This is a genomic window from Anabaena sp. CCY 0017, from assembly GCF_963920885.1.
GTDB lineage: Bacteria > Cyanobacteriota > Cyanobacteriia > Cyanobacteriales > Nostocaceae > Nodularia.
Window position 1 is genome coordinate 1 of record NZ_CAWUDG010000033.1, and the last position, 18,458, is coordinate 18,458.

General features: G+C 43.1%; 16 protein-coding genes. 4 read left to right on the forward strand and 12 right to left on the reverse strand.

The window, feature by feature from the left end:
• Positions 1–369 precede the first annotated feature (369 nt).
• The 3 genes from ACM0OW_RS23190 to tnpA all read right to left on the reverse strand — a co-directional run bounded on the left by ACM0OW_RS23190 (position 370) and on the right by tnpA (position 2,138).
• Complete coding sequence (locus tag ACM0OW_RS23190; protein ID WP_414552744.1) at positions 370–594, reverse strand: hypothetical protein; 225 nt, start codon at positions 592–594, stop codon at positions 370–372.
• A 51-nt stretch (positions 595–645) separates the two neighbouring features.
• Positions 646–1,308, reverse strand: a complete 663-nt coding sequence (locus ACM0OW_RS23195; protein WP_227788784.1) for a Uma2 family endonuclease — start codon at positions 1,306–1,308, stop codon at positions 646–648.
• Between the two features lie 431 nt (positions 1,309–1,739).
• Entirely contained in the window at positions 1,740–2,138 is a 399-nt protein-coding gene (tnpA, locus tag ACM0OW_RS23200) for an IS200/IS605 family transposase (RefSeq protein ID WP_414552746.1), read from the reverse strand.
• A gap of 51 nt (positions 2,139–2,189) precedes the next feature.
• Here tnpA and ACM0OW_RS23205 point away from each other — a divergent pair, with 51 nt between their 5' ends.
• Positions 2,190–3,377, forward strand: coding sequence for an RNA-guided endonuclease InsQ/TnpB family protein (locus ACM0OW_RS23205; RefSeq protein WP_414552748.1), 1,188 nt, complete (start codon positions 2,190–2,192; stop codon positions 3,375–3,377).
• Between the two features lie 125 nt (positions 3,378–3,502).
• The gene (pyrC, locus tag ACM0OW_RS23210) at positions 3,503–4,531 is read left to right on the forward strand and encodes a dihydroorotase (RefSeq protein WP_414552749.1); all 1,029 of its coding nucleotides are present in this window, start codon (positions 3,503–3,505) and stop codon (positions 4,529–4,531) included.
• A gap of 117 nt (positions 4,532–4,648) precedes the next feature.
• On the opposite strand, the gene ACM0OW_RS23215 is transcribed toward pyrC, so the two are convergent.
• From ACM0OW_RS23215 to ACM0OW_RS23225, 3 genes are all read right to left on the reverse strand, one after another.
• Positions 4,649–8,863, reverse strand: coding sequence for a DEAD/DEAH box helicase (locus tag ACM0OW_RS23215; protein WP_414552751.1), 4,215 nt, complete (start codon positions 8,861–8,863; stop codon positions 4,649–4,651).
• Positions 8,864–8,961: 98 nt separating this feature from the next.
• Positions 8,962–9,234 (reverse strand): Precorrin-3B methylase, encoded by a 273-nt coding sequence (locus tag ACM0OW_RS23220; protein WP_414551898.1) that lies wholly within the window; start codon positions 9,232–9,234, stop codon positions 8,962–8,964.
• A gap of 518 nt (positions 9,235–9,752) precedes the next feature.
• Positions 9,753–13,223: a DEAD/DEAH box helicase family protein gene (locus ACM0OW_RS23225; protein ID WP_414552752.1), complete on the reverse strand. Its 3,471-nt coding sequence runs from the start codon at positions 13,221–13,223 to the stop codon at positions 9,753–9,755.
• A 234-nt stretch (positions 13,224–13,457) separates the two neighbouring features.
• Here ACM0OW_RS23225 and tumA point away from each other — a divergent pair, with 234 nt between their 5' ends.
• Entirely contained in the window at positions 13,458–13,688 is a 231-nt protein-coding gene (gene tumA, locus ACM0OW_RS23230) for an antitoxin TumA (protein WP_414552754.1), read from the forward strand.
• A complete protein-coding gene (tumE, locus tag ACM0OW_RS23235) occupies positions 13,678–14,061 on the forward strand; it encodes a toxin TumE (protein WP_414552756.1) in 384 nt (127 codons plus the stop codon). Before tumA ends, tumE begins: the two co-directional genes overlap by 11 nt.
• Positions 14,062–14,243: 182 nt before the next feature.
• On the opposite strand, the gene ACM0OW_RS23240 is transcribed toward tumE, so the two are convergent.
• Genes ACM0OW_RS23240 through ACM0OW_RS23265 form a run of 6 tightly spaced genes read right to left on the reverse strand, consistent with a single transcriptional unit; the run spans position 14,244 to position 18,437 of the window.
• Complete coding sequence (locus ACM0OW_RS23240; protein WP_414552758.1) at positions 14,244–14,726, reverse strand: type II toxin-antitoxin system VapC family toxin; 483 nt, start codon at positions 14,724–14,726, stop codon at positions 14,244–14,246.
• Positions 14,719–16,032 carry an AAA family ATPase gene (locus ACM0OW_RS23245; RefSeq protein WP_414552760.1) on the reverse strand — a complete coding sequence of 438 codons (1,314 nt, stop codon included), beginning with the start codon at positions 16,030–16,032 and terminating at the stop codon, positions 14,719–14,721. The genes ACM0OW_RS23240 and ACM0OW_RS23245 overlap by 8 nt, the downstream gene beginning before the upstream one ends.
• A gap of 1 nt (position 16,033) precedes the next feature.
• Complete coding sequence (locus ACM0OW_RS23250) at positions 16,034–17,230, reverse strand: restriction endonuclease subunit S (RefSeq protein ID WP_414552762.1); 1,197 nt, start codon at positions 17,228–17,230, stop codon at positions 16,034–16,036.
• Positions 17,227–17,571: a DUF86 domain-containing protein gene (locus ACM0OW_RS23255; RefSeq protein WP_414552764.1), complete on the reverse strand. Its 345-nt coding sequence runs from the start codon at positions 17,569–17,571 to the stop codon at positions 17,227–17,229. The genes ACM0OW_RS23250 and ACM0OW_RS23255 overlap by 4 nt, the downstream gene beginning before the upstream one ends.
• Complete coding sequence (locus ACM0OW_RS23260) at positions 17,568–17,861, reverse strand: nucleotidyltransferase family protein (RefSeq protein WP_414552765.1); 294 nt, start codon at positions 17,859–17,861, stop codon at positions 17,568–17,570. The genes ACM0OW_RS23255 and ACM0OW_RS23260 overlap by 4 nt, the downstream gene beginning before the upstream one ends.
• A gap of 6 nt (positions 17,862–17,867) precedes the next feature.
• Positions 17,868–18,437, reverse strand: coding sequence for a Uma2 family endonuclease (locus ACM0OW_RS23265; RefSeq protein ID WP_414552767.1), 570 nt, complete (start codon positions 18,435–18,437; stop codon positions 17,868–17,870).
• Between the last annotated feature and the right edge of the window lie 21 nt (positions 18,438–18,458).

Here is an 18,458-nt window from a genome sequence, read left to right on the forward strand (position 1 = left end):
TATTAGCGATCGCTTGTTTTTTGTCCAAACTCACAAAATCGCGTTGCTCCCAATTCGATTTTGTTTTCGGGAAACTTTAAAATATGCTGCTATTTCCACTAAATTGAGTTATTTTAGCCTCTTGTTCTTAAGTAATGCAATTTTATCGACTATCGCTTGAATAATCTACCTTTAGCGACATCGATTGTGGTTTTTCAGGTTTGATTACACATCCACAAATCCTGAAATTAATTGTTTTCTTGTTGGGTCTAATTTTATCCCTCAACAACTTGCAATAATTTTTCAAACAACGGCACTGTCTGTCCAAACTATCTCTGACATGGGCGTTCTTCCTCAGTTCCTAAACTGTGTGCGCGAATGGGCAGACAGCTATGCGCCACTAAAGATTTCTGTTAATTCAGGTTGGTTCTTCCACGCCCCAAATAATTGATTGAGTTTTGCTAGTCTTTCTGCTTCTGTTAAGGGTTGTTGTGGTTCTGTAATTTGGCTTTCAATAAATTCTAAGTTTACTATAATTTCTGTTCCATCTGGAATATTATTAAGTTGTTCCAAAATTTCAATATTTTGACCACGTTTTATGCCTCGTACTTTCATATTTAATTATCTCCTTATTGCTTGTTTGATAACCGTCAACCGTCAACAAATTTAAAGTGCATTTGGGTCAATTCCTTGCTGTTGTAGTCTGGCTAATAAATTTTGCAATTGTTCCTCTGGGGTTTGGTATCTGTGACCATTTTCGTCATACCAAAATAGCCATTCTCGTGTTCGTCCTTGATAATTACCCTGTTCCCTTCCAATACCTAAACCAATTTCCGGCATCCAAACTTTGTCCCCTGGTTGTAAAATGTATTTACCTTCAACTAAGCGATAAACTTCTAAACGTTGACGCTTACGACGTAGCCGAGTTGGGGCATAAATGGCATAATACAAAACCCCTAATTGAGCATAGTCTATTTTCTTTTGTTCATATTCGCCATTATAAGTTTGAGAAACAACTTCTAAAGTAAAAATGGGTGGAATTCCCTCTTCTTCCCACAAAACGTAACTAGAACGTCCATTTTCGCCTACAAAACGCTCTACACCCAAACTCAGAAAACCATCCGGGACTATGGCAGGTTGATTGGGTATATAATAAATTCCCATATTGATACCGAAAAACCAGTCATCGCGGTTTTGCCAAATCGCAGCTAAGATGGCTAACAATAAGTTGGGAATTAATATTTGTAGTTCGTTATCCACAGGCGTATCATCCGAATCTGGTAATTCTGCCGAGGAAGGTAGGCATTCTAAGGGATTATAGTTATACATAATATCTTAGTGGTTGACGGTTATCAGTTATCAATTATCAAAACAAACTCATTTTTCCCGCTTAATTTAAGGTTAACTCAGTTTGCACTTAAGAGACTTTGGCTTTAATTTCATACATAGCTAACCTCAAATCTAACAAGGCTTTTGAGTGTGGGTCAAGAATGATAAAATTAAATTGTTAGTAGGAATAATCATCTGCGTTTTGAAGTGTTTTCTAAGGAGTAACCCCTGATTTATCTCGCACCTACACAAGTTGTAGCCCTGGGTAAACAAGTAATGGGAGAACATGGAGCGTACCGAACTGGCAAGTGATGAACTCCCAAAGCATTAATTAAAATCTCAAGTAAGCGCAATTGCAATACCTCTGGTAGTTGTTTTGAGCGTCTAGGGGGATATTTGACCGAAAATAATGGGATACAAGCCCCGTCCTTCTAGGACGGCTTTTCTTGATTTCTGATATATTCTTTCAAAACATCTAATGGCGCACCTCCAACAGATACGGCAAAATAACTGGGACTCCACAAGGATTCCTTATGGGGTTTTTTGTATCCAGCTTGCCCATATCGACGACTAGAAACACCTTTTAAGATATTAACGATTTGAGAGATGGACAACTTAGGAGGATATTCAATAAGTGCGTGAACATGATTATTCTCGCCATTGAATTCAATTATTTCAAAGTCCATTTTTTTAGCTACTTCTCTAAACGTTTTGTCAACCAGTTCAAGACTCTCCTTTGTGAATACAGACCTACGGTATTTAGTAACGCAGACCAAATGAATTTTTAAGTCTGTAACACTATGTCTCTCTTTGCGAAACTGGCTTGTCATTTCCTGTAGACCAATGTATAGTTTTAATTACAGACCAATTATACATTGTCTATGAAAGCTAGGTATCAATTTCGTTTCTACCCAACAGACCAACAGCAACAGCTTTTAGCTCAGTTGTTTGGTTGTGTGCGGGTGGTGTGGAATGATGCACTCGCTATTTGCAAGGACTCTGAGAAATTGCCAAGTAATAATGACTTGCAAAAGTTAGTAATTACACAAGCTAAAAAAACTGATGGACGTTCATGGTTGTCTGATGTTTCTAATATTCCATTGCAACAATCTGTTGCTGATTTAGGAGTTGCCTATAAAAACTTTTTTGATTCTCTTAAAGGTAAGCGAAAAGGTAAGAAGGTAAATAGTCCTAAGTTAAAAAGAAAGACTTCTCGACAATCAGCACGGTTTAGAATCGGCGGATTTTCAATCAAGGGAGATGAGGTATATCTAACCAAGATAGGCAATGTTAAGCCCATTTGGTCTAGAGGTTTACCGTCATCTCCGTCAAGTGTAACAGTCATTAAGGACTGTGCTAATCGTTATTTCCTCAGCTTTGTTGTGGAAATTCAACCTATTCAAATTGATGCGAAAAACCAAAGCATCGGTATTGACCTTGGATTAAAAACTTTTGCTGTAATGAGTAATGGCGATAAAGCTATTAGTCCTAATTACTCAATATTAGATAAACGAATTCGGCGAAAACAGCGCAAACTGGCTCGACAGCAGAAGGACTCAAAGCGTAGAAATAAAACACGCCTTCAAATTGCTAAACTACATAACAAAATCGCAGATACCCGGAAAGATTTTCTGCACAAACTATCAACCCAAGTAGTTAGCGACAACCAAGCAATTGTTTTAGAAGATTTGAATGTCTCCGGCATGGTCAAAAATTGTAAACTAGCAAGAGCAATTAGTTTGCAGGGATGGCGAGAATTTCGGGTATTTTGCGAGGCTAAATCTGAAAAACTTAATCGTGATTTCAGGGTCATTAGCCGATGGGAACCCACAAGCCAAGTTTGTTCCTGTTGTGGGTATAGGTGGGGCAAGGTGGATCTTTCTATCCGTTCAGTGCTGTGTTTAAATTGCAATACTGAACACGACAGAGATCAAAACGCTTCCAAGAATATAGAAATGGTCGGCATGGGGCATCGGCACGACCTTAAACGGACGAGGAGCGACTGTCAGACTACTCCGGTAGCTAGTTGCAGTGAGTCGTCAAGAATCACCGACGTTCTACGTCGGTGAGTATGTCAATATCCCTTTTAAGCTAAGTCTTAGAGAATCTGCGTGTCTTCTCCCAAGGGGAGACGCTGCGCGAACAGACCGCAAAGTGTCAAATGAGGCCCTTGTTGCCGTTTTATAATGAAAGGATGCAAAAGCTTACCATTACCCGACCTGACGATTGGCATCTGCATCTCCGCGACGGTGCAGCACTGAAAGCGGTTCTGCCCTACACGGTGCGTCAGTTTGCCCGCGCGATCATCATGCCGAACTTGAAGCCCCCCATCCGCTCAGTGGCAGATGCGGCAGCCTATCGCGATCGCATCCTCGCCGCCATTCCAGAGGGGCAACAATTTGAGCCATTGATGACCCTCTACCTCACCGACAACACCAGCCCCGACGAGATTCTGCGGGCGAAAGAATCCCAATTTATCAAAGCGGTCAAGTATTACCCAGCCGGTGCAACGACCAACTCTGACTCCGGTGTGACGGATATTCGGAAGTGCGATCGCGTCTTTGAAGCGATGCAGCAGGTGGACATACCGTTATTACTGCACGGAGAAGTGACCGATAACGACGTTGATACGTTCGACCGCGAGAAGGTGTTTATCGAGCGACATTTAATCCCCCTCAAGCAGCGATTTCCTAACCTGCGGGTGGTGCTTGAGCATATCACCACCTCCGATGCGGTGCAGTATGTCCTGTCTGCCAACAACATCGCGGCCACAATTACGCCACAACATTTGTTGTTTAACCGTAATGCCATGTTCAAAGGCGGCCTTCGCCCCCATTTTTATTGCCTGCCCATTTTGAAACGGGAGGAGCATCGTCAGGCTTTGTTGCAAGCGGCAACATCGGGGAATCCGAAGTTTTTTCTAGGTACTGATAGCGCTCCCCATACCCGCACCAGCAAAGAAAGTTCCTGTGGCTGCGCGGGATGTTTTTCGGCTCTGCACGCCCTTGAGTTGTATGCCGAAGCATTTGAAAGCGTGAAAGCCCTGGATAAACTGGAGGCGTTCGCTAGCTTCTATGGCCCAGATTTTTATCAACTGCCGCGTAATACCGAGCGAATTACCTTGTCCAAAACGACTTGGCGCGTTCCTAATCAACTTTCATTTATGGAATCTGGGCTTGTACCTTTGGGGGCGGGGCAGGAAATGACATGGCAAATGGTATGACCCCGCCCCAACGGGGCGGGGTGTCAAGCTTATCCTTTAATTTTCGGCAATCTTTTCCTTTAAGTCACACTGCTTACCGTGATTTGGCTAACAACGAATCGCACGATGCCTTTGTTATCAACTTTCGTGAATCAATTGCAGCAACGCCTCTGTGGAAATCTTGCCACTCATATCAGTACCCTCCAGCAAGCTATCAGCTAAATCACGCTTGTGGTGATGCAATGCCACAATCTTGTCCTCAATAGTATCCTTTGCCACTAAGCGATAGATAGTTACCGGGCGTTGCTGCCCAATACGGTGGGCGCGGTCGGAAGCTTGGTCTTCTACTGCTGGATTCCACCAAGGGTCAGTATGAATGACATAATCGGCGGCGGTTAAATTCAACCCAGTACCCCCCGCCTTGAGACTAATTAGAAATACATCTCCTGTTCCTGCTTGGAAAGCATCCACCCGTTTTTTCCGCTCTGCCACTGGCGTACTACCATCTAAATATTGATAATTAATACCTTGCTGCTCCAGATAATCTCTGATAATGTGCAAATGGTCAACAAACTGACTAAATACCAACGCCTTATGGCGATTTTCCAGAAGTTCACCCAGCACCTCACCAAAAAGTTGTAACTTAGAACTGGATAACTCAGTGTCAGGCATCACCAAACTAGGATTACAGCAAGCGCGACGCAGTTTCATAATTTCCGCCAAAACTTGCAGATGTTTCTTTCCTGCCTCGGCATCGCTTTCGGTGAGTTTAGATATTGCCTGACGGCGCAAGGCTTCATAGAATGCCATTTCCTCCCGACTCAACTCCACATGAAGTAAAATCTCAGTCCGCTCAGGTAACTCTTCTAACACCTGATTTTTGTTACGCCGCAACAGAAATGGTTGAATCAGTTTTTTGAGTTTATTACGTGCTTGTTTATCCTGAAATTTCTCAATGGGGATAGCAAAGCGTTGATTGAAACTTTCAAAAGAACCCAATAACCCAGGGTTAATAAAACGGAACAAATTCCACAACTCACCGAGGTGGTTTTCAATGGGAGTCCCAGTTGTAATCAGTTTAAAGCCAGATTTCAAATTCATGGCTGCCTGAGAACGTTTAGTAGCCATATTTTTAATCGCCTGGGCTTCATCCAGCACAATCGTTTGCCACTGCACCTGAGAAAGCATTTGAGCTACTTCTTCCTGCTGCAATAAACCATAGCTACATACCAACATATCCAACGGTTGTAGTTCATCCAGTAATTTTTGGCGATTAGCACCAGCAAACTGCACAATATTCAGCGTAGGGGCGAACCTCTGCGCTTCACTCACCCAATTCATGCACACGGAAGTTGGGGCAATAATTAGGGTTGGCCCCTCATGGGCATGGTTGAGGATGACAGCCAATGCTTGCACGGTTTTACCCAATCCCATTTGGTCTGCCAAACAAGCGCCCACACCCCAATGTGCCAGACGCGCCAGCCAACAGAAGCCATCCATTTGATAGTCGCGTAGTTCGGCTTGAAACGTAGAAGGCAGTTCTGGTTGGAGGTTCTGCACCTCCTTGAGCCGTTGGATATGTGTCTTCCAGTGTGTATCGGTTTTTACCTTGCCCACCTCATCGACAAAATCCTCTAACCCTAATGTTGCTAATGGGTGGAAACGGATACCTTTGTTGTGTTTTTCCGAAAACATTCGCAATTCGTCGAGGCGTTTCCGAAAAGCTTGAGTTAAAGCCAGAAATTCACCATCCCCAAGGGGGATAAAACGACTGGGGTTTTTCTCTAAGAGTTCTAGTAGTTGCTGCATATCCAGCACCAAATCATGACTCAATCTCAACTCCCCAGTGGCTGCAAACCAGTCTTGTTGACGTTGAATTGATAGATTAAAGTCTTTCAGGTCTGCATGGTGGCGAACACGCAGTTTTTCTCCTTCTGGCCAGGCCATGACGACGCTGTTTCCCAGTGTTTGCAGTTCTAGCAGCAGTTCTAAACATTCTTCTGGGTCCTCTATTACCCATTCACCATCTTGTTCTTCAATTCGAGTTAATGTGGGGCAAGCGGCTATAGCGGCCTGGGCAAGTTGCTGTTCTTCGGGCAAATTGCGTCTGGTTTGGAGGCGTTTGCCGTCAATCTCGGCAATTACAGTTTCACCACCTGCACCAGGACGGAAGTAGGGGCCACCCTGGGCAAAGGGGCGCGACAACAGGGTGACTTTCAATCCGGTATTAGCGGGTAAAAGGTGAATATGGGGTAAAGTCTGGGCGGGTACTTCTTCTGCTCCTTCTAGCCCACCACCAATATCAGAATGCACGGTGACGATACCAGAGACGGCATTGATGGCTGCCAAGACTTGCTTCTCGGCAATTGCCGGTACGTTTAATTTATTATCTTTGCCGATAATTTCACCAATGCGTCGGTGTTCGGCGGTAATTTCAATTACTTTAATCCGGGTTGGGGTTTCTTTGATATTGAGAACATTTTGTGATTCTGTTAACTTGGGCGAAAATTCCAAGGTGAGACGACCTTGTTTGCCTTTTTTAACTAGTAGTTCTGGTTCTCCCTTGACGATTTCTACACGAATATTAGGCGTATCTTCCCAAAAAACTAACGGGTGTCCAATTAAGGCAGAGATGGCTTTTTCACTGAAGGTATACTCGACTTTGCCGTAATAAGAACCATCATTGTATGCCTCAATACAACTACATACCCGCATATCCTGGGATGTAATATAATTAAATTCACTCAAGCTACTACTTAAACGTTTGATAGCTATGGGGCGGCCTTTACTCCACTCTCCTTTGGCATTAACTTTTTGTTCTCGTGGTTGCAAGATACATTTGCTGGGATAGAAGGTAATAAACCATGCTAAACGTAGTTCTGACTCAGCTTTTCCAGGTGTTTGTGGTACTTTCTGGAGATTTGCTAGGGCATTGAGGCACATTTCCCAAGCTTCCTGGGGTTGTATCAGGTCTACAATGGTTTGGATGTTGCTATCTTCGCGCAATGTTTCGGCTTGTTGACGATAGTTACTACTAGGTTTGAGTCGAGATAAAAGTTCTGCGCTTTCCATTGCCAGCCAGTGATGACCGGATGCGATGGCTCGGCGATAGAATGGTTCTAGTAAATCAGGTAAGCGTTTTTTGGCACTCTCAGCATCCATCCAGTAAAGGCACAGAGAACAAAACAATGTTTGTAAGCTATTTTCTTCTTCTACCGAAGAGATGTAGGCGTTAACTATAAATTGTTTTTGGGTAATATCCCCTTGCTGAACTTGTAGTACGATTTTCAGTCTGGCATAACTAAACTTGAGCCAATGATCTGATTGGCGGGAAACTAGACTGGCATACTCTTCTGCTTCTTTGAGGCGTTGCATTGAGCCATCTTTTAGCAGTGCTAGGATAAAAAATAAGCCGCCGATTGTATTGAAATATATTTGGCGTTTGCCCTTGGCTTTTTTCAAGGCTTTGAGGGCATCTGTATAATATTTGATAGCTTGGTCGTTTTCACCCCGCAGAAAACTTAGCCAGCCCCAAAAAACAAGGGAATGATCTCGATATTTCTCAGATATGCGCTCTAAAGTTTGCTGTGCTTCTTGGATACAGCCCCGTAGCAGTAATTGTTCTGTGAAAATCAGTTGCAGATAATTTGAGTTATGTGTTCCATCTGTAGAGCATTCTTCTTCTAGCAGTGTAAACACATCTTCGGATGCAGACAATTTTAATGCTGAATTGAGGAGGGTACTAGAGATGCCGAGTTCATATAATTCCTGTGGTAAGGTGTTAAACCAATCTGCATCAAAGGGGTTATTGCATATCTGCTCGAAGATATTTTCTATGGAGATTTTTTCTTCACTATCACCGTATTTCTGATAATCTTCAATTTGCTTATTAATAAAACTAGGGTCTTGACGATAAATACCTATGCGAATTTCTCTAATACATTGGCGGAGACTGTAGAAAATTCGATAATCATGTTGCCAGTGAGTGCGTATGGGTAGCTTTAACTCCACTGCTATGACTAATATTTCTAACTGTCCAGTTTGTAGAGCATGACGAGTCGCAATTTCTGTGAGTAGCGGATGGCATTCAGCACCTGTCTTGCATTCCTGTACTAACAAACCTGCTTTTAATAATTTATCGAGTTGGTGACTGAGGGTTTTTATCTCAAAAAGTTTGTTGTTTTCATCTAAGATGTCAGCTTGACTGAGACAGATTATGAATGATTTTTTATCTATTGGCGCATAAATTACTGAAAGCAACTGAATGATTTTTTGGGCAGAAGGCGATAGCTCGAAGTATTTTTTAGCGAGTTGAGCTTGTAATTTTGTGGTATCAGGGGCGAAAGTAGTCATATTATTAATTAATTTACTTCTTTAAATAATTCCATTAATTTGCGTTTACGCTTCAACTACCTTTATTTCCTAGTTGCGTCGCTACTAAATAAAAATACTTAGCCCTTGGATGATTTTCGTGCCGATTTGGGCGGTGTGCGGTGTTCGCCAAAGTATTTCTCACTACGATAGCGTAACCATACCCGCAATGCTTGCGGGATTTGCTGTTTTTGTTCTTTGGTTAATGTGTTGTAGAGGGCTAAAGCACGGTCTCTTTCACCCCGACAAGCAGCATTATTATGAGCATCCCAATAACTGCGGGCTACTCGAATCCGGCGACAGACTTCTTTGATTAATGAATCTCCAGTGAGTGGAGGGTCTGGCTTTGCCATAGTCAGCGCGATAAATTTATAATGCGATAGCGTTCGCGGAGCGTGTGCTTTGCACTCAGCGCTGCTGCAAAGCAGGTCGCCACAATTTAGAATCATTTGAGCAATTATGATTGCAGTTAAAAATTGTGACGCTTATTGCAGGTTCATAGAGTATTGTAACAATTTTCTAAGGGACTTTGAAAAAATAAATTATCCGAATAAACGTTAGCGTAGCTGTACCACTCCAGACACAGAGGACACCGAGTTAAGAGACTTTGAGAGACTTCGCCCTGAGCGTCAGCAGCTCGACTGACTTGTACTGAGCCTTGTCGAAGTAGCTTCGCCGAACGTCCGAACGGCTTTTTGCGTTAGGTGATTGAGTATTTGGCGTTGCTGATTTCAAATATGAATTTGTTTCACGCATTAGCGTAGCAAAGCACGAAGTGCGTTAGGCGCAAAGGTATGAAGAAGAAGAAAGGTCATTTTGGCATTTCATACTTTGATTCAGCAACGCCGAGTATTTTTTTATTTGGAAGTCCCTAAGCGATCGCTCGCCCATAAACTTCTTCTAGCACAGATACCAATTCATCTATATGGGACGAAGTAAATAATCCATCTGGCCCCTGTGGTGTAATGTCCGTAAATGGAGATTCGTAGAGCAGCGCCGCATCCATTACGCCGTGTTCGGTGAGGTAGTCCACAATCATATTTGCAAACTCAATTTGATCCGAGTTAAACTGCTGGACAGATAGAAATTGAGCCAGTTCCTGTTTTGCTACCTCACGGTCTAGCCCCACCAAGGAGCGCACAAACAAACCCAGACCTTGTGATTCTTCCTTAGCCCGGAGAATATCTTCTGTCTCACCGACACCACTCTCTGCCAGTATTTTCTCTAGTTCAGACAAATCTGAGGCGGTCAGTTGCTTGTTTGTCCGCAGTTTAAAAATGACTAGATGATCTTGATGTGACCGCAAGAAAGCCCGTGCTTTAGCTCGGAATTTCTCAAAGTTATCCGATGCTGTAAAACCAGGTAACTCCACTATGATTTCATCCCCCATCACATCCTCAAAGTCGGTGTAAATCGGTTGGCGGTTCTGTTTCTCAATCAGCTTTACTAGCCCCCGTAATCGTTTGCGTAATACTTCCAGCATTGGCAATGTTACATCTTGCCACCACTCATCGGTTTGTATATCCTGAAGTAGAGGCAACTGTGACTTGACTAAGGGGATAGCTGATTTCTCTTCTAATAACCCAGCAAGTGATTTTACCTGTTCTCGTAAACGCTCAAAGCTAGGTTGCGATAGCGTTCGCGGAGCGTGTGCTTTGCACTCAGCGCTGCTGCAACGCAGACGCATTACTGCCAATTGTAATTTCAGCACGAGAATATCAAACCGCTTGATTTCTTCGGCTTCTGATGCCAATTGAGAGGGCAAACCGGCTACTTCTTGGCTGAGTGCCGTAAAATCTTCGTCGGAGAGCGATCGCCAAGCTTCGGAACTTGTATATTTCTCTACCAATCGCCGCTTGGGACGGACTACGAAGTTTTCGCTATTCATCGCCGCCACTTCTGTGTGCAGGAGATTGGCTACTTGGCGGCGCAATTCGGCATCAGTTTTTGGTTCTTCATTGGCGGCTAGAGGTGCTTTTAAACTGCCTCCAAGTTCGCTCAGGCTGTCTGTACCAACTTTCTTGTCTAACTCTGCGATTAACTCCAAGCGGGTGGTAAATAACTGCTTACCCAAAGATTTACCGATGGGTGCATCAGTGGTTTCTGGATGATGCTGGAAAAACTCCAGATTTTGGCAATAGTCGAACAGATAGAAAAATTGCTTATCTTGTCCTAAACCAAATAAATCGGCACAGCGTCGGGTTCCTCTTCCTACCATCTGCCAAAACTTGGTTTTAGAACGTACAAGTTTGAATAGTACCAGATTAACAACCTCTGGGACATCTATCCCAGTATCCAGCATATCTACTGAGATGGCAATGTGAGGTTCTTTATCTGGATGGGAAAAGTTATCAATCAGGTTTTGGGCATAAGTGGTTTGGAAGGTAATCACGCGGGCAAATTCACCTTTAAAATGTGGGTAGTTGATATTGAAGCGGTCAGCGATGAAATTGGCGTGTTTTTGATTCTTGGCAAAGATGATAGTTTTGCCCAGGCGATCGCCTCCAGCTACTTTTAACCCCCTGGTCATTAGATGGGCTAGTACCTTGTCTACAGTATCTTGATTGAATAGCCACTTATTGACTGCTTCTGGTTCCACCCGCTCAGGTGTGTTGCCTTCATCATCCCATTCCAAAGCGTCCCAATCTTCTCTCTCGGCTTCCGAAAGTTCGTGATAATTAATACCCTGTCTTTGAAACTTGAGCGGTACTGATACAGCTTGAGATGTGACAAGAAAGCCATCTTTGACGGCATCTTCTAGTAAGTAAGCATCAGTCGGTACACCGTTCTCTAAGTCAAATAATCCATAAGTATTGCGGTCGATTTCATCCTTGGGTGTAGCGGTTAGTCCCAGTAAGAGGGAATCAAAATAGTTGAAAATGTTGCGGTATTTTTGGAATACCGAGCGATGAGCTTCATCAATGATAATTAGGTCAAAATGCCCGACACCAAACCGTTTCTGACCGTCGCGGGTATCGTCAATCAGCCCCATCATCGTGGGATAGGTGCAACCAAAGACCCGTCCTTCTGTATCTTTCTCTGTAACTAAATTGACTGGGGCGGCATCCGGGAGGTGTTGCTTAAAGACATTGATGGCTTGATTTACCAGGGCTACACGGTCGGCTAGAAATAAAACGCGTTTAGCCCAATTACAACGCATCAGCATTTCTACCAAAGCGATCGCGGTTCTAGTTTTACCTGCACCTGTAGCCATGACTACCAACGCTTTGCGGTCTTTATCAATCTCGAAGGCTTCGGTAATGCGGCGGATAGCACGAGTTTGATAATAGCGTTCGGCAATGCTAGGCTTAATATTGGCTGCTGCTAAAGATTTGCGGGTAGTCCGGCGCTGGATAAATAATTCTAACTCGGTTTTTTTGTAAAATCCTTGCACCTGTCGCGGTGGATAATTGCTATCATCCCATAGCCAATGCTCGTAACCGTTGGAATAGAAGATAATCGGACGCTGACCAAATTGGTTTTCGAGACAATCAGCATAGAGTTTAGCTTGTTGTTGTCCGATGCGGGGGTCTTTGCGGGTACGCTTGGCTTCTACCAGCGCCAGGGGTTTACCATCGTCTCCCCAGAGTACGTAGTCTACAAAGCCTTCACCTGATGCGTTGGGCATTCCGGTAACGGCAAATTCGCGATCGCGGGTTTGGTCGAGTTTCCAGTCGGTTTCTTTGAGTAACAGGTCTATGAAGATATCGCGGGTTTGGGCTTCCGAATAATCGTGAGTATCTGGTTGGCTAGCGCTGGCTTTTTTGGCTTTGGCTACCTCAGCCCGTAATTGCTTCAGTTCTTCATCGAGTGCGTTTTTGTCGGCGAGAAGTGTGGAGAGTTTTTCATCGCGATCGCGTAATTGGGTTTCTAGTTTCTGGAGTTGCTCTATAGTCTGTTTAGGGACTGGTGCGGTTTTGGGAAGTGCATCAAGTTGGAAGGTCAGCCCTGGTGCTGGTTTACTGCTGCGTCCGTAGGTGTGTGCTAACCAGTAAGCCACGTGAAACAATTCCCGGACTGCATGGATAGCATCGTTGAGAGGAATCGGTCTGGCGCTGTGGACTGCTTGATTACCAAGTTTAATTATCACCCGTGCCTTGTTAAATACTGCTTCACCGACCAAGATTTTAAAGGTAGGTTCGTGAATTAGGGCGCTCAAGTTGTCTTGATAAGGCAGTTCTAGAGACGTATCATGTTTATATAACCAGTTTACGGTTAACTCCAAAGCACGACGAGTATAAAAGCAAGCGGTGCGAGGGTCTGGATGTACTGCATCGACTGCTTTTTGGGCTGATTCGTAGATTGAGGAGAATTCAGCTTGAAGGAAGGTAAACTGGCTCATGAATTGAATAAAGCTGTGGTCAAGAAAAGTACAGCCTAATTCAGTATAATGCGGTTTTCAAGCAATGGAAACAGTCTGCGCCTCCGGTAGAAAAGCCAGTACAATATTACTTAGTACAACCGTAAACTCAAAAAGCCTATTCTATAAATTTTTCTGAGTTTCCCTCACCCCGTGTATTTCTATGAAGTAATGGAAGTGTTTACTAAAAACTAATGAAACTGAATGGAGAGATTAATGCGTAAACAAATCATCGAATATACATCTCCACTAGATGCGCTGATTGCCCTGACTAAACAGTTAAATACCTATGAAATAAAGTACCAAATGAATTCAGAAGAATTTTTTGCCAAATATAACCAAGGAGAAACTTCTGACGATGAAGTGTTTGTCGAATGGGCAGGAAACTATCAGCATTATCTAGCTCTACACCAAGAGATAACAAGCAAACTCAGAGATGTCGCGTAAAATTATCCAAGTCTATTTAGATGAAGTTGAGCAACTTTTACTCAACTGTTCTAATACATATATTGAGGAATATAGTGCAGTTATTTTAACGACAGAAAGAGCTAATCTCCGCATTAGGATACGTTTCGCTCTCAGATATTTACTAGCAGTCAGGGAAGCATTTGTTGTTGTAGATAATCAGATTACATATATCGATTACCGCTATCACTTTCAAGATGAGCAAAATAGTCTAATTTTTCGTTATGACAGTACACCGCACTTTCCCAACTTGTCTAGCTTCCCGCACCATAAGCATCTTGTTGACAATGTAATTGCTTGCGAAAAGCCACATATAGCCGATGTTTTACAAGAAGTGAGGGAGTTTTTAAAGTAGAAATAATGTGTTGAGCGAGGTGCTTGCTTCCCAAAAATGGGGTAGGTATGAGTCCAAGCGAGATTGTTAATGAGTATGAGCTTACTGAGATACAGGTAAGAGAAGCTCTGATTTTTTATACAGTAGATAAGGGGCAAATTGACGCGGCGATCGCTTCTGAGCAATCGTTAGAGATGGTTAAGTTATTTTCCCCTTTGGTGATAGTTCTGTAAATCGCTGTCTAATGACCAGATGAAGACTTCACTCATTGAGAAGAGATGACACGACTTTTCAAATTCCTGAATGATGCCCAGATCACCGAAGCTTGTTCCTTCTTGCTTCTGAGGAGCTTTGTTTTTACCTGCCAAATCCGGGAACTGGTCAATCCACAACAATATTTCTTCTGTGTTCGGGAATATTGTAGGTTTCCAGGGGGCTACGCCTGTGAATGCGTCTTTCACTTCTTTCACAAAACGTAGGGCTGTTTTTCTTCGCATTGTGCCGTCGCCGTTTTGGGCAATGTGGTTGCCTGTTTCGATTATAGTCGCCATTGGCAACAAAAAAGTACAGTCTGATTGAGCATAGGTTTTAAAATCTTCCAGAACTGATGCCCTATGCTGATTATAGTTAGGGACGTTGAGTATTTCCAGGAATACGCTGGTATCTATCAGGCAGATACTACTCATTTTCGTACTCCTGCAAACGAGACAGCCAGGCCATAGCTTGCTGTTTTCTGTCTTCGGGTGTGTGCGGCGACTTCACGAACCGATCCACTATGCCAGCAGTTACCAGTTGACCAAGTGGCCCTTGGGATATCAAGCCTGGAAATTCATACATATCTCCCAGTCGTACAAGGCGGCTATCTCCTTGTTCTGGATTGCGGAAACAAAACACTACATCACCCAGGGCTGCATCGGGTAAAGCATCCATTAAGGCTGGGTTGTGGGTAGAAAGCAGCACTCGTAATTTACGCTGTTCGGCAATATCTCGGATGCTGGCGAGGAGATGCTGGGCGCGGTTGGGATGAACGCCGTTGTCGATTTCCTCGATGACGACTAAACTACCTTCTGTAGCTGATAGCATGGCTGCTGCGATCGCTAACACCCGCAATGTCCCATCTGATAACAATGCAGCTTCACAAAAACGCCGGGTATTGCCAAAGGTTTCTGCTAGTTGTACCATGACTTCATCCCGTGGGCCGAAAAGGAAATCTAGCCCATCTATAGCCTGTTCTGGTAGACTTTGGATGAAGTTGAGAATTGCCTGTTGATTTTCGGGTTGGTTCTGCCATAAACGATACAGGACGCTGGAAAGATTAGTACCATCTTCTTGTAATCGCTTATCAGATTTGAAGCTGTACTCGCGCATTCTGGCGGGAACGGGATCTAGAAACAGGATGTTTTTTAAGACTCGTTGATATTCGCGGACTGTCTCAGGAATAATCTTTTGGGAGTTGGGATACTTGGCTCTAAAATGAGCCGGACTATCTAGTTGCACGAATATAGCCATTTGATCGCTGCACGTTATTCGTGGTTTATTCCTCCCTTTGGTAAAGTTGTTATATGCAACACCAACATCAGTACCTACTCCTTCTGAAGGCTGGTCTAGGTCATATAGCGGGACTTGACTTGTGGAGCCAACAATTCGCTCACTACTGATGTGCAGTTCTCCGTCACGTACATTCAGGGTTATATCGAGTTGGTTCCAATCATTTGAGTCCAAACGGCAACCGATGGTAAAATTTGACTCTCCGCGATGGCACAAGTCATTTACTCGACCGCGCACTACTCGGTCTGCACTATTTACGGCATATTGAATGCTAGAAAGTTTTTGTCCTTGTGCTAACCATGACAGAAAGCGCAAGCCTTCCAGGGCGTTACTTTTACCTGCGGCGTTTGCACCTATTAGCACGGTAAGCGATCCCAGGGGTAAACGGCTGGTACTGTAACTTTTGAAGTTGGCGAGGGTAAATTCTGTCAGCATGGCACTCATGTCATAATTCTCCTCTAAAGGCTCGATGTTGCAGGGAGGCAAAAAGCGCATCGAGTTCTGATAGTGAGGCGCGATGTGATGCTTTGAGTTTTTCTACAGATTGGATGCGGCGGGCAAATTCTTGTTGCAGGGAAAGCGGGGGAAGTGGAATTTTTATTGTTTTCAGCTTGGTTAAGCTAAGAAAAGTTCTAACAGTATCAGTAATCTTCTGATTAATCTGATTCTGAACAATAGAGGTATTAATGCAAAAAGTTAGATAAGTTGCGTTAACTTTTTGCAAATCTGGAGTTATTTTATTAAAGTTTTGAGACATGATTGCTCTTGGTAAGCTACTAGGAATCTGATAGGCTAGACCAGAAGAACCCACAGCTACTACTACAATATCACCAGGCTTTACTTCACTACGAGCAAGTTCTTTTGCTTTCTCCTGACTTATAAACTTTAAGGATTCTAAATTTAAGCGATTTCCTGTTACGTTTAAGCCTCTTAATATAATTACCCCATCATCTACATAGTGCTGAGAAGTAAGATTGGAACCGAATGGACCACTTGAAAGTGCGTATTGAGATTTAGCTGCAACCTCTTCAATTGTTGCAATATTAAAATTATTGACAGAATTGCCAAACATTTCAAAAAAAATGGATTGGGTGAGGGTGTTGAGTTGCGCGATCGCTTCCCGTCTTTTAGCCCTGAGTTCTTCCGCGCGATCGAGTATCTCTGCAATTCGTTTTTGTTCTTCTAAGGGCGGTATGGGGATTTCTATTTCTTGAAAACGTCCTTTTGGCAGAAGTGGTAAAGTGGTAGAAGCTCCTTGATGTCGAATCAGGGATTCAAGCGTCCGACAGTAATGAAATACATATCGAGGAAAAACAATATCTTTGTTACAAACTAAGGCATTAATCTGTTGATTAGTTGCTAATTGCGTTCCAGAAAAACCTACTTTTCCGATGGTTGCACCAATACAGCAAACTAAAACAGTTTCAGCAGGTAAAAGTCTTGCTTGCTTTGCTCCATCAGGGGAAAGGCTTTTAGGGCTTTGCGTAATTGACTCTACTTTACCTAATTCTGCTGGTCCTATAAATGGGATAGAGCCTCCATAATACTCAGGATGGCTTGTTAGTGGAGTTGTACCTGTAACAACCTCAGCTACTTCTTTGAAAGAAATAATTGGCCATGAAAGGGGAAATTTATGTCTCATCCCAGCATCTCCTCCAACTCCTTTATCACAACTGCTTTTAGTGATGGTAAAGAACGCTGAACCGTTGCCCATACCACCGCCACATCAACTTGCCAATATTCATGCACCAACATATCCTTCATACCTGCTATGGATTTCCAAGGTATATCTGGATACTGTTCACGCCGCTCATGAGGAATCTTTTTAACAGCTTCACCAATAACTTCTAATAGCTTCACTACAGCTAAAGTTTTCTCTCTATTTAATTTAAAAGCTTCAAAACTAACACCATTTACAAAAAGTTCAATTTCCGTAATAGCATCTAGAATATCTTGTAAAAATTCCGTATAACTACGCTTCATATATAGATAGCCTCAGACAAAACACGGTCACGAATCCGAGGTTTAAGCCCATTCTTAGTGACAATATCTACCTTCAACCCAAAAAGCTGACTTAAATAATCCCTAAGTTCCACCAACATAATAAAAGTCGGTGCTGTTTCATAATCAACCAAAATATCAATATCACTTGCTTCTGTTTGCTCACCCCTAGCATAAGAACCAAAGATCCCAATTTCTGTGATTTGATAATTTTCACACAGCGATTGCTTTTGTAGTGATAAAACTTGTCTAATTTCATTAATATTTTTCATCCTATTTTATCCCTGTAAAACTTCAGCCGCAGTTAACTGAAGATTATCAAAAATGGAAGATACAATCGGACTTTCTCCCTGATAAACGCGCTCATCATAAAATCCCTCTACCCATTCCAAAACCGTTACCTTTTGGGCGATAGGATCAACAATCCAATACTCAGCAATTCCCCTGGCTGCATACTCAGACCGCTTATAACGATAATCCCGATTTTCCTGATTCGGACTCACCACCTCAACCACCAACAAAGGCGGCGGCATATCCATCAAAATCAGCGATCGCGTAGCTTCTTGCATTACATTGGCTAACTCCTCAGAATAAACCACCACATTAGGCACACGTACCCCTACCTGTCGGCTATGAACAGCTACCTCTGCCTTCATCCGCAGCTGATAAGATGGAATTCCTAATCGCAAGAAACAAGCAACCAAAAACATCGCTATCCTTTGATTAATATCACTTTCCGAAGGCATTGGAATTAATTCTCCATTTTCTAATTCATATAAAGTATCCGTCCCATCGTCATAATTAAGGAATTCTTCAAAGGACATCTTTTTAGCGGCTGCAACTGTCATTGCTTTTTCTCCCATAGTTAG

What these genes read in the sequence shown, in the direction of transcription:
- ACM0OW_RS23190 (WP_414552744.1), bottom strand. Translation starts at nt 594, where the DNA reads ATGAAAGTACGAGGCATAAAACGTGGTCAAAATATTGAAATTTTGGAA.
- ACM0OW_RS23195 (WP_227788784.1), bottom strand. Translation starts at nt 1,308, where the DNA reads ATGTATAACTATAATCCCTTAGAATGCCTACCTTCCTCGGCAGAATTA.
- tnpA (WP_414552746.1), bottom strand. Translation starts at nt 2,138, where the DNA reads ATGACAAGCCAGTTTCGCAAAGAGAGACATAGTGTTACAGACTTAAAA.
- ACM0OW_RS23205 (WP_414552748.1), top strand. Translation starts at nt 2,190, where the DNA reads ATGAAAGCTAGGTATCAATTTCGTTTCTACCCAACAGACCAACAGCAA.
- pyrC (WP_414552749.1), top strand. Translation starts at nt 3,503, where the DNA reads ATGCAAAAGCTTACCATTACCCGACCTGACGATTGGCATCTGCATCTC.
- ACM0OW_RS23215 (WP_414552751.1), bottom strand. Translation starts at nt 8,863, where the DNA reads ATGACTACTTTCGCCCCTGATACCACAAAATTACAAGCTCAACTCGCT.
- ACM0OW_RS23220 (WP_414551898.1), bottom strand. Translation starts at nt 9,234, where the DNA reads ATGGCAAAGCCAGACCCTCCACTCACTGGAGATTCATTAATCAAAGAA.
- ACM0OW_RS23225 (WP_414552752.1), bottom strand. Translation starts at nt 13,223, where the DNA reads ATGAGCCAGTTTACCTTCCTTCAAGCTGAATTCTCCTCAATCTACGAA.
- tumA (WP_414552754.1), top strand. Translation starts at nt 13,458, where the DNA reads ATGCGTAAACAAATCATCGAATATACATCTCCACTAGATGCGCTGATT.
- tumE (WP_414552756.1), top strand. Translation starts at nt 13,678, where the DNA reads ATGTCGCGTAAAATTATCCAAGTCTATTTAGATGAAGTTGAGCAACTT.
- ACM0OW_RS23240 (WP_414552758.1), bottom strand. Translation starts at nt 14,726, where the DNA reads ATGAGTAGTATCTGCCTGATAGATACCAGCGTATTCCTGGAAATACTC.
- ACM0OW_RS23245 (WP_414552760.1), bottom strand. Translation starts at nt 16,032, where the DNA reads ATGAGTGCCATGCTGACAGAATTTACCCTCGCCAACTTCAAAAGTTAC.
- ACM0OW_RS23250 (WP_414552762.1), bottom strand. Translation starts at nt 17,230, where the DNA reads ATGAGACATAAATTTCCCCTTTCATGGCCAATTATTTCTTTCAAAGAA.
- ACM0OW_RS23255 (WP_414552764.1), bottom strand. Translation starts at nt 17,571, where the DNA reads ATGAAGCGTAGTTATACGGAATTTTTACAAGATATTCTAGATGCTATT.
- ACM0OW_RS23260 (WP_414552765.1), bottom strand. Translation starts at nt 17,861, where the DNA reads ATGAAAAATATTAATGAAATTAGACAAGTTTTATCACTACAAAAGCAA.
- ACM0OW_RS23265 (WP_414552767.1), bottom strand. Translation starts at nt 18,437, where the DNA reads ATGACAGTTGCAGCCGCTAAAAAGATGTCCTTTGAAGAATTCCTTAAT.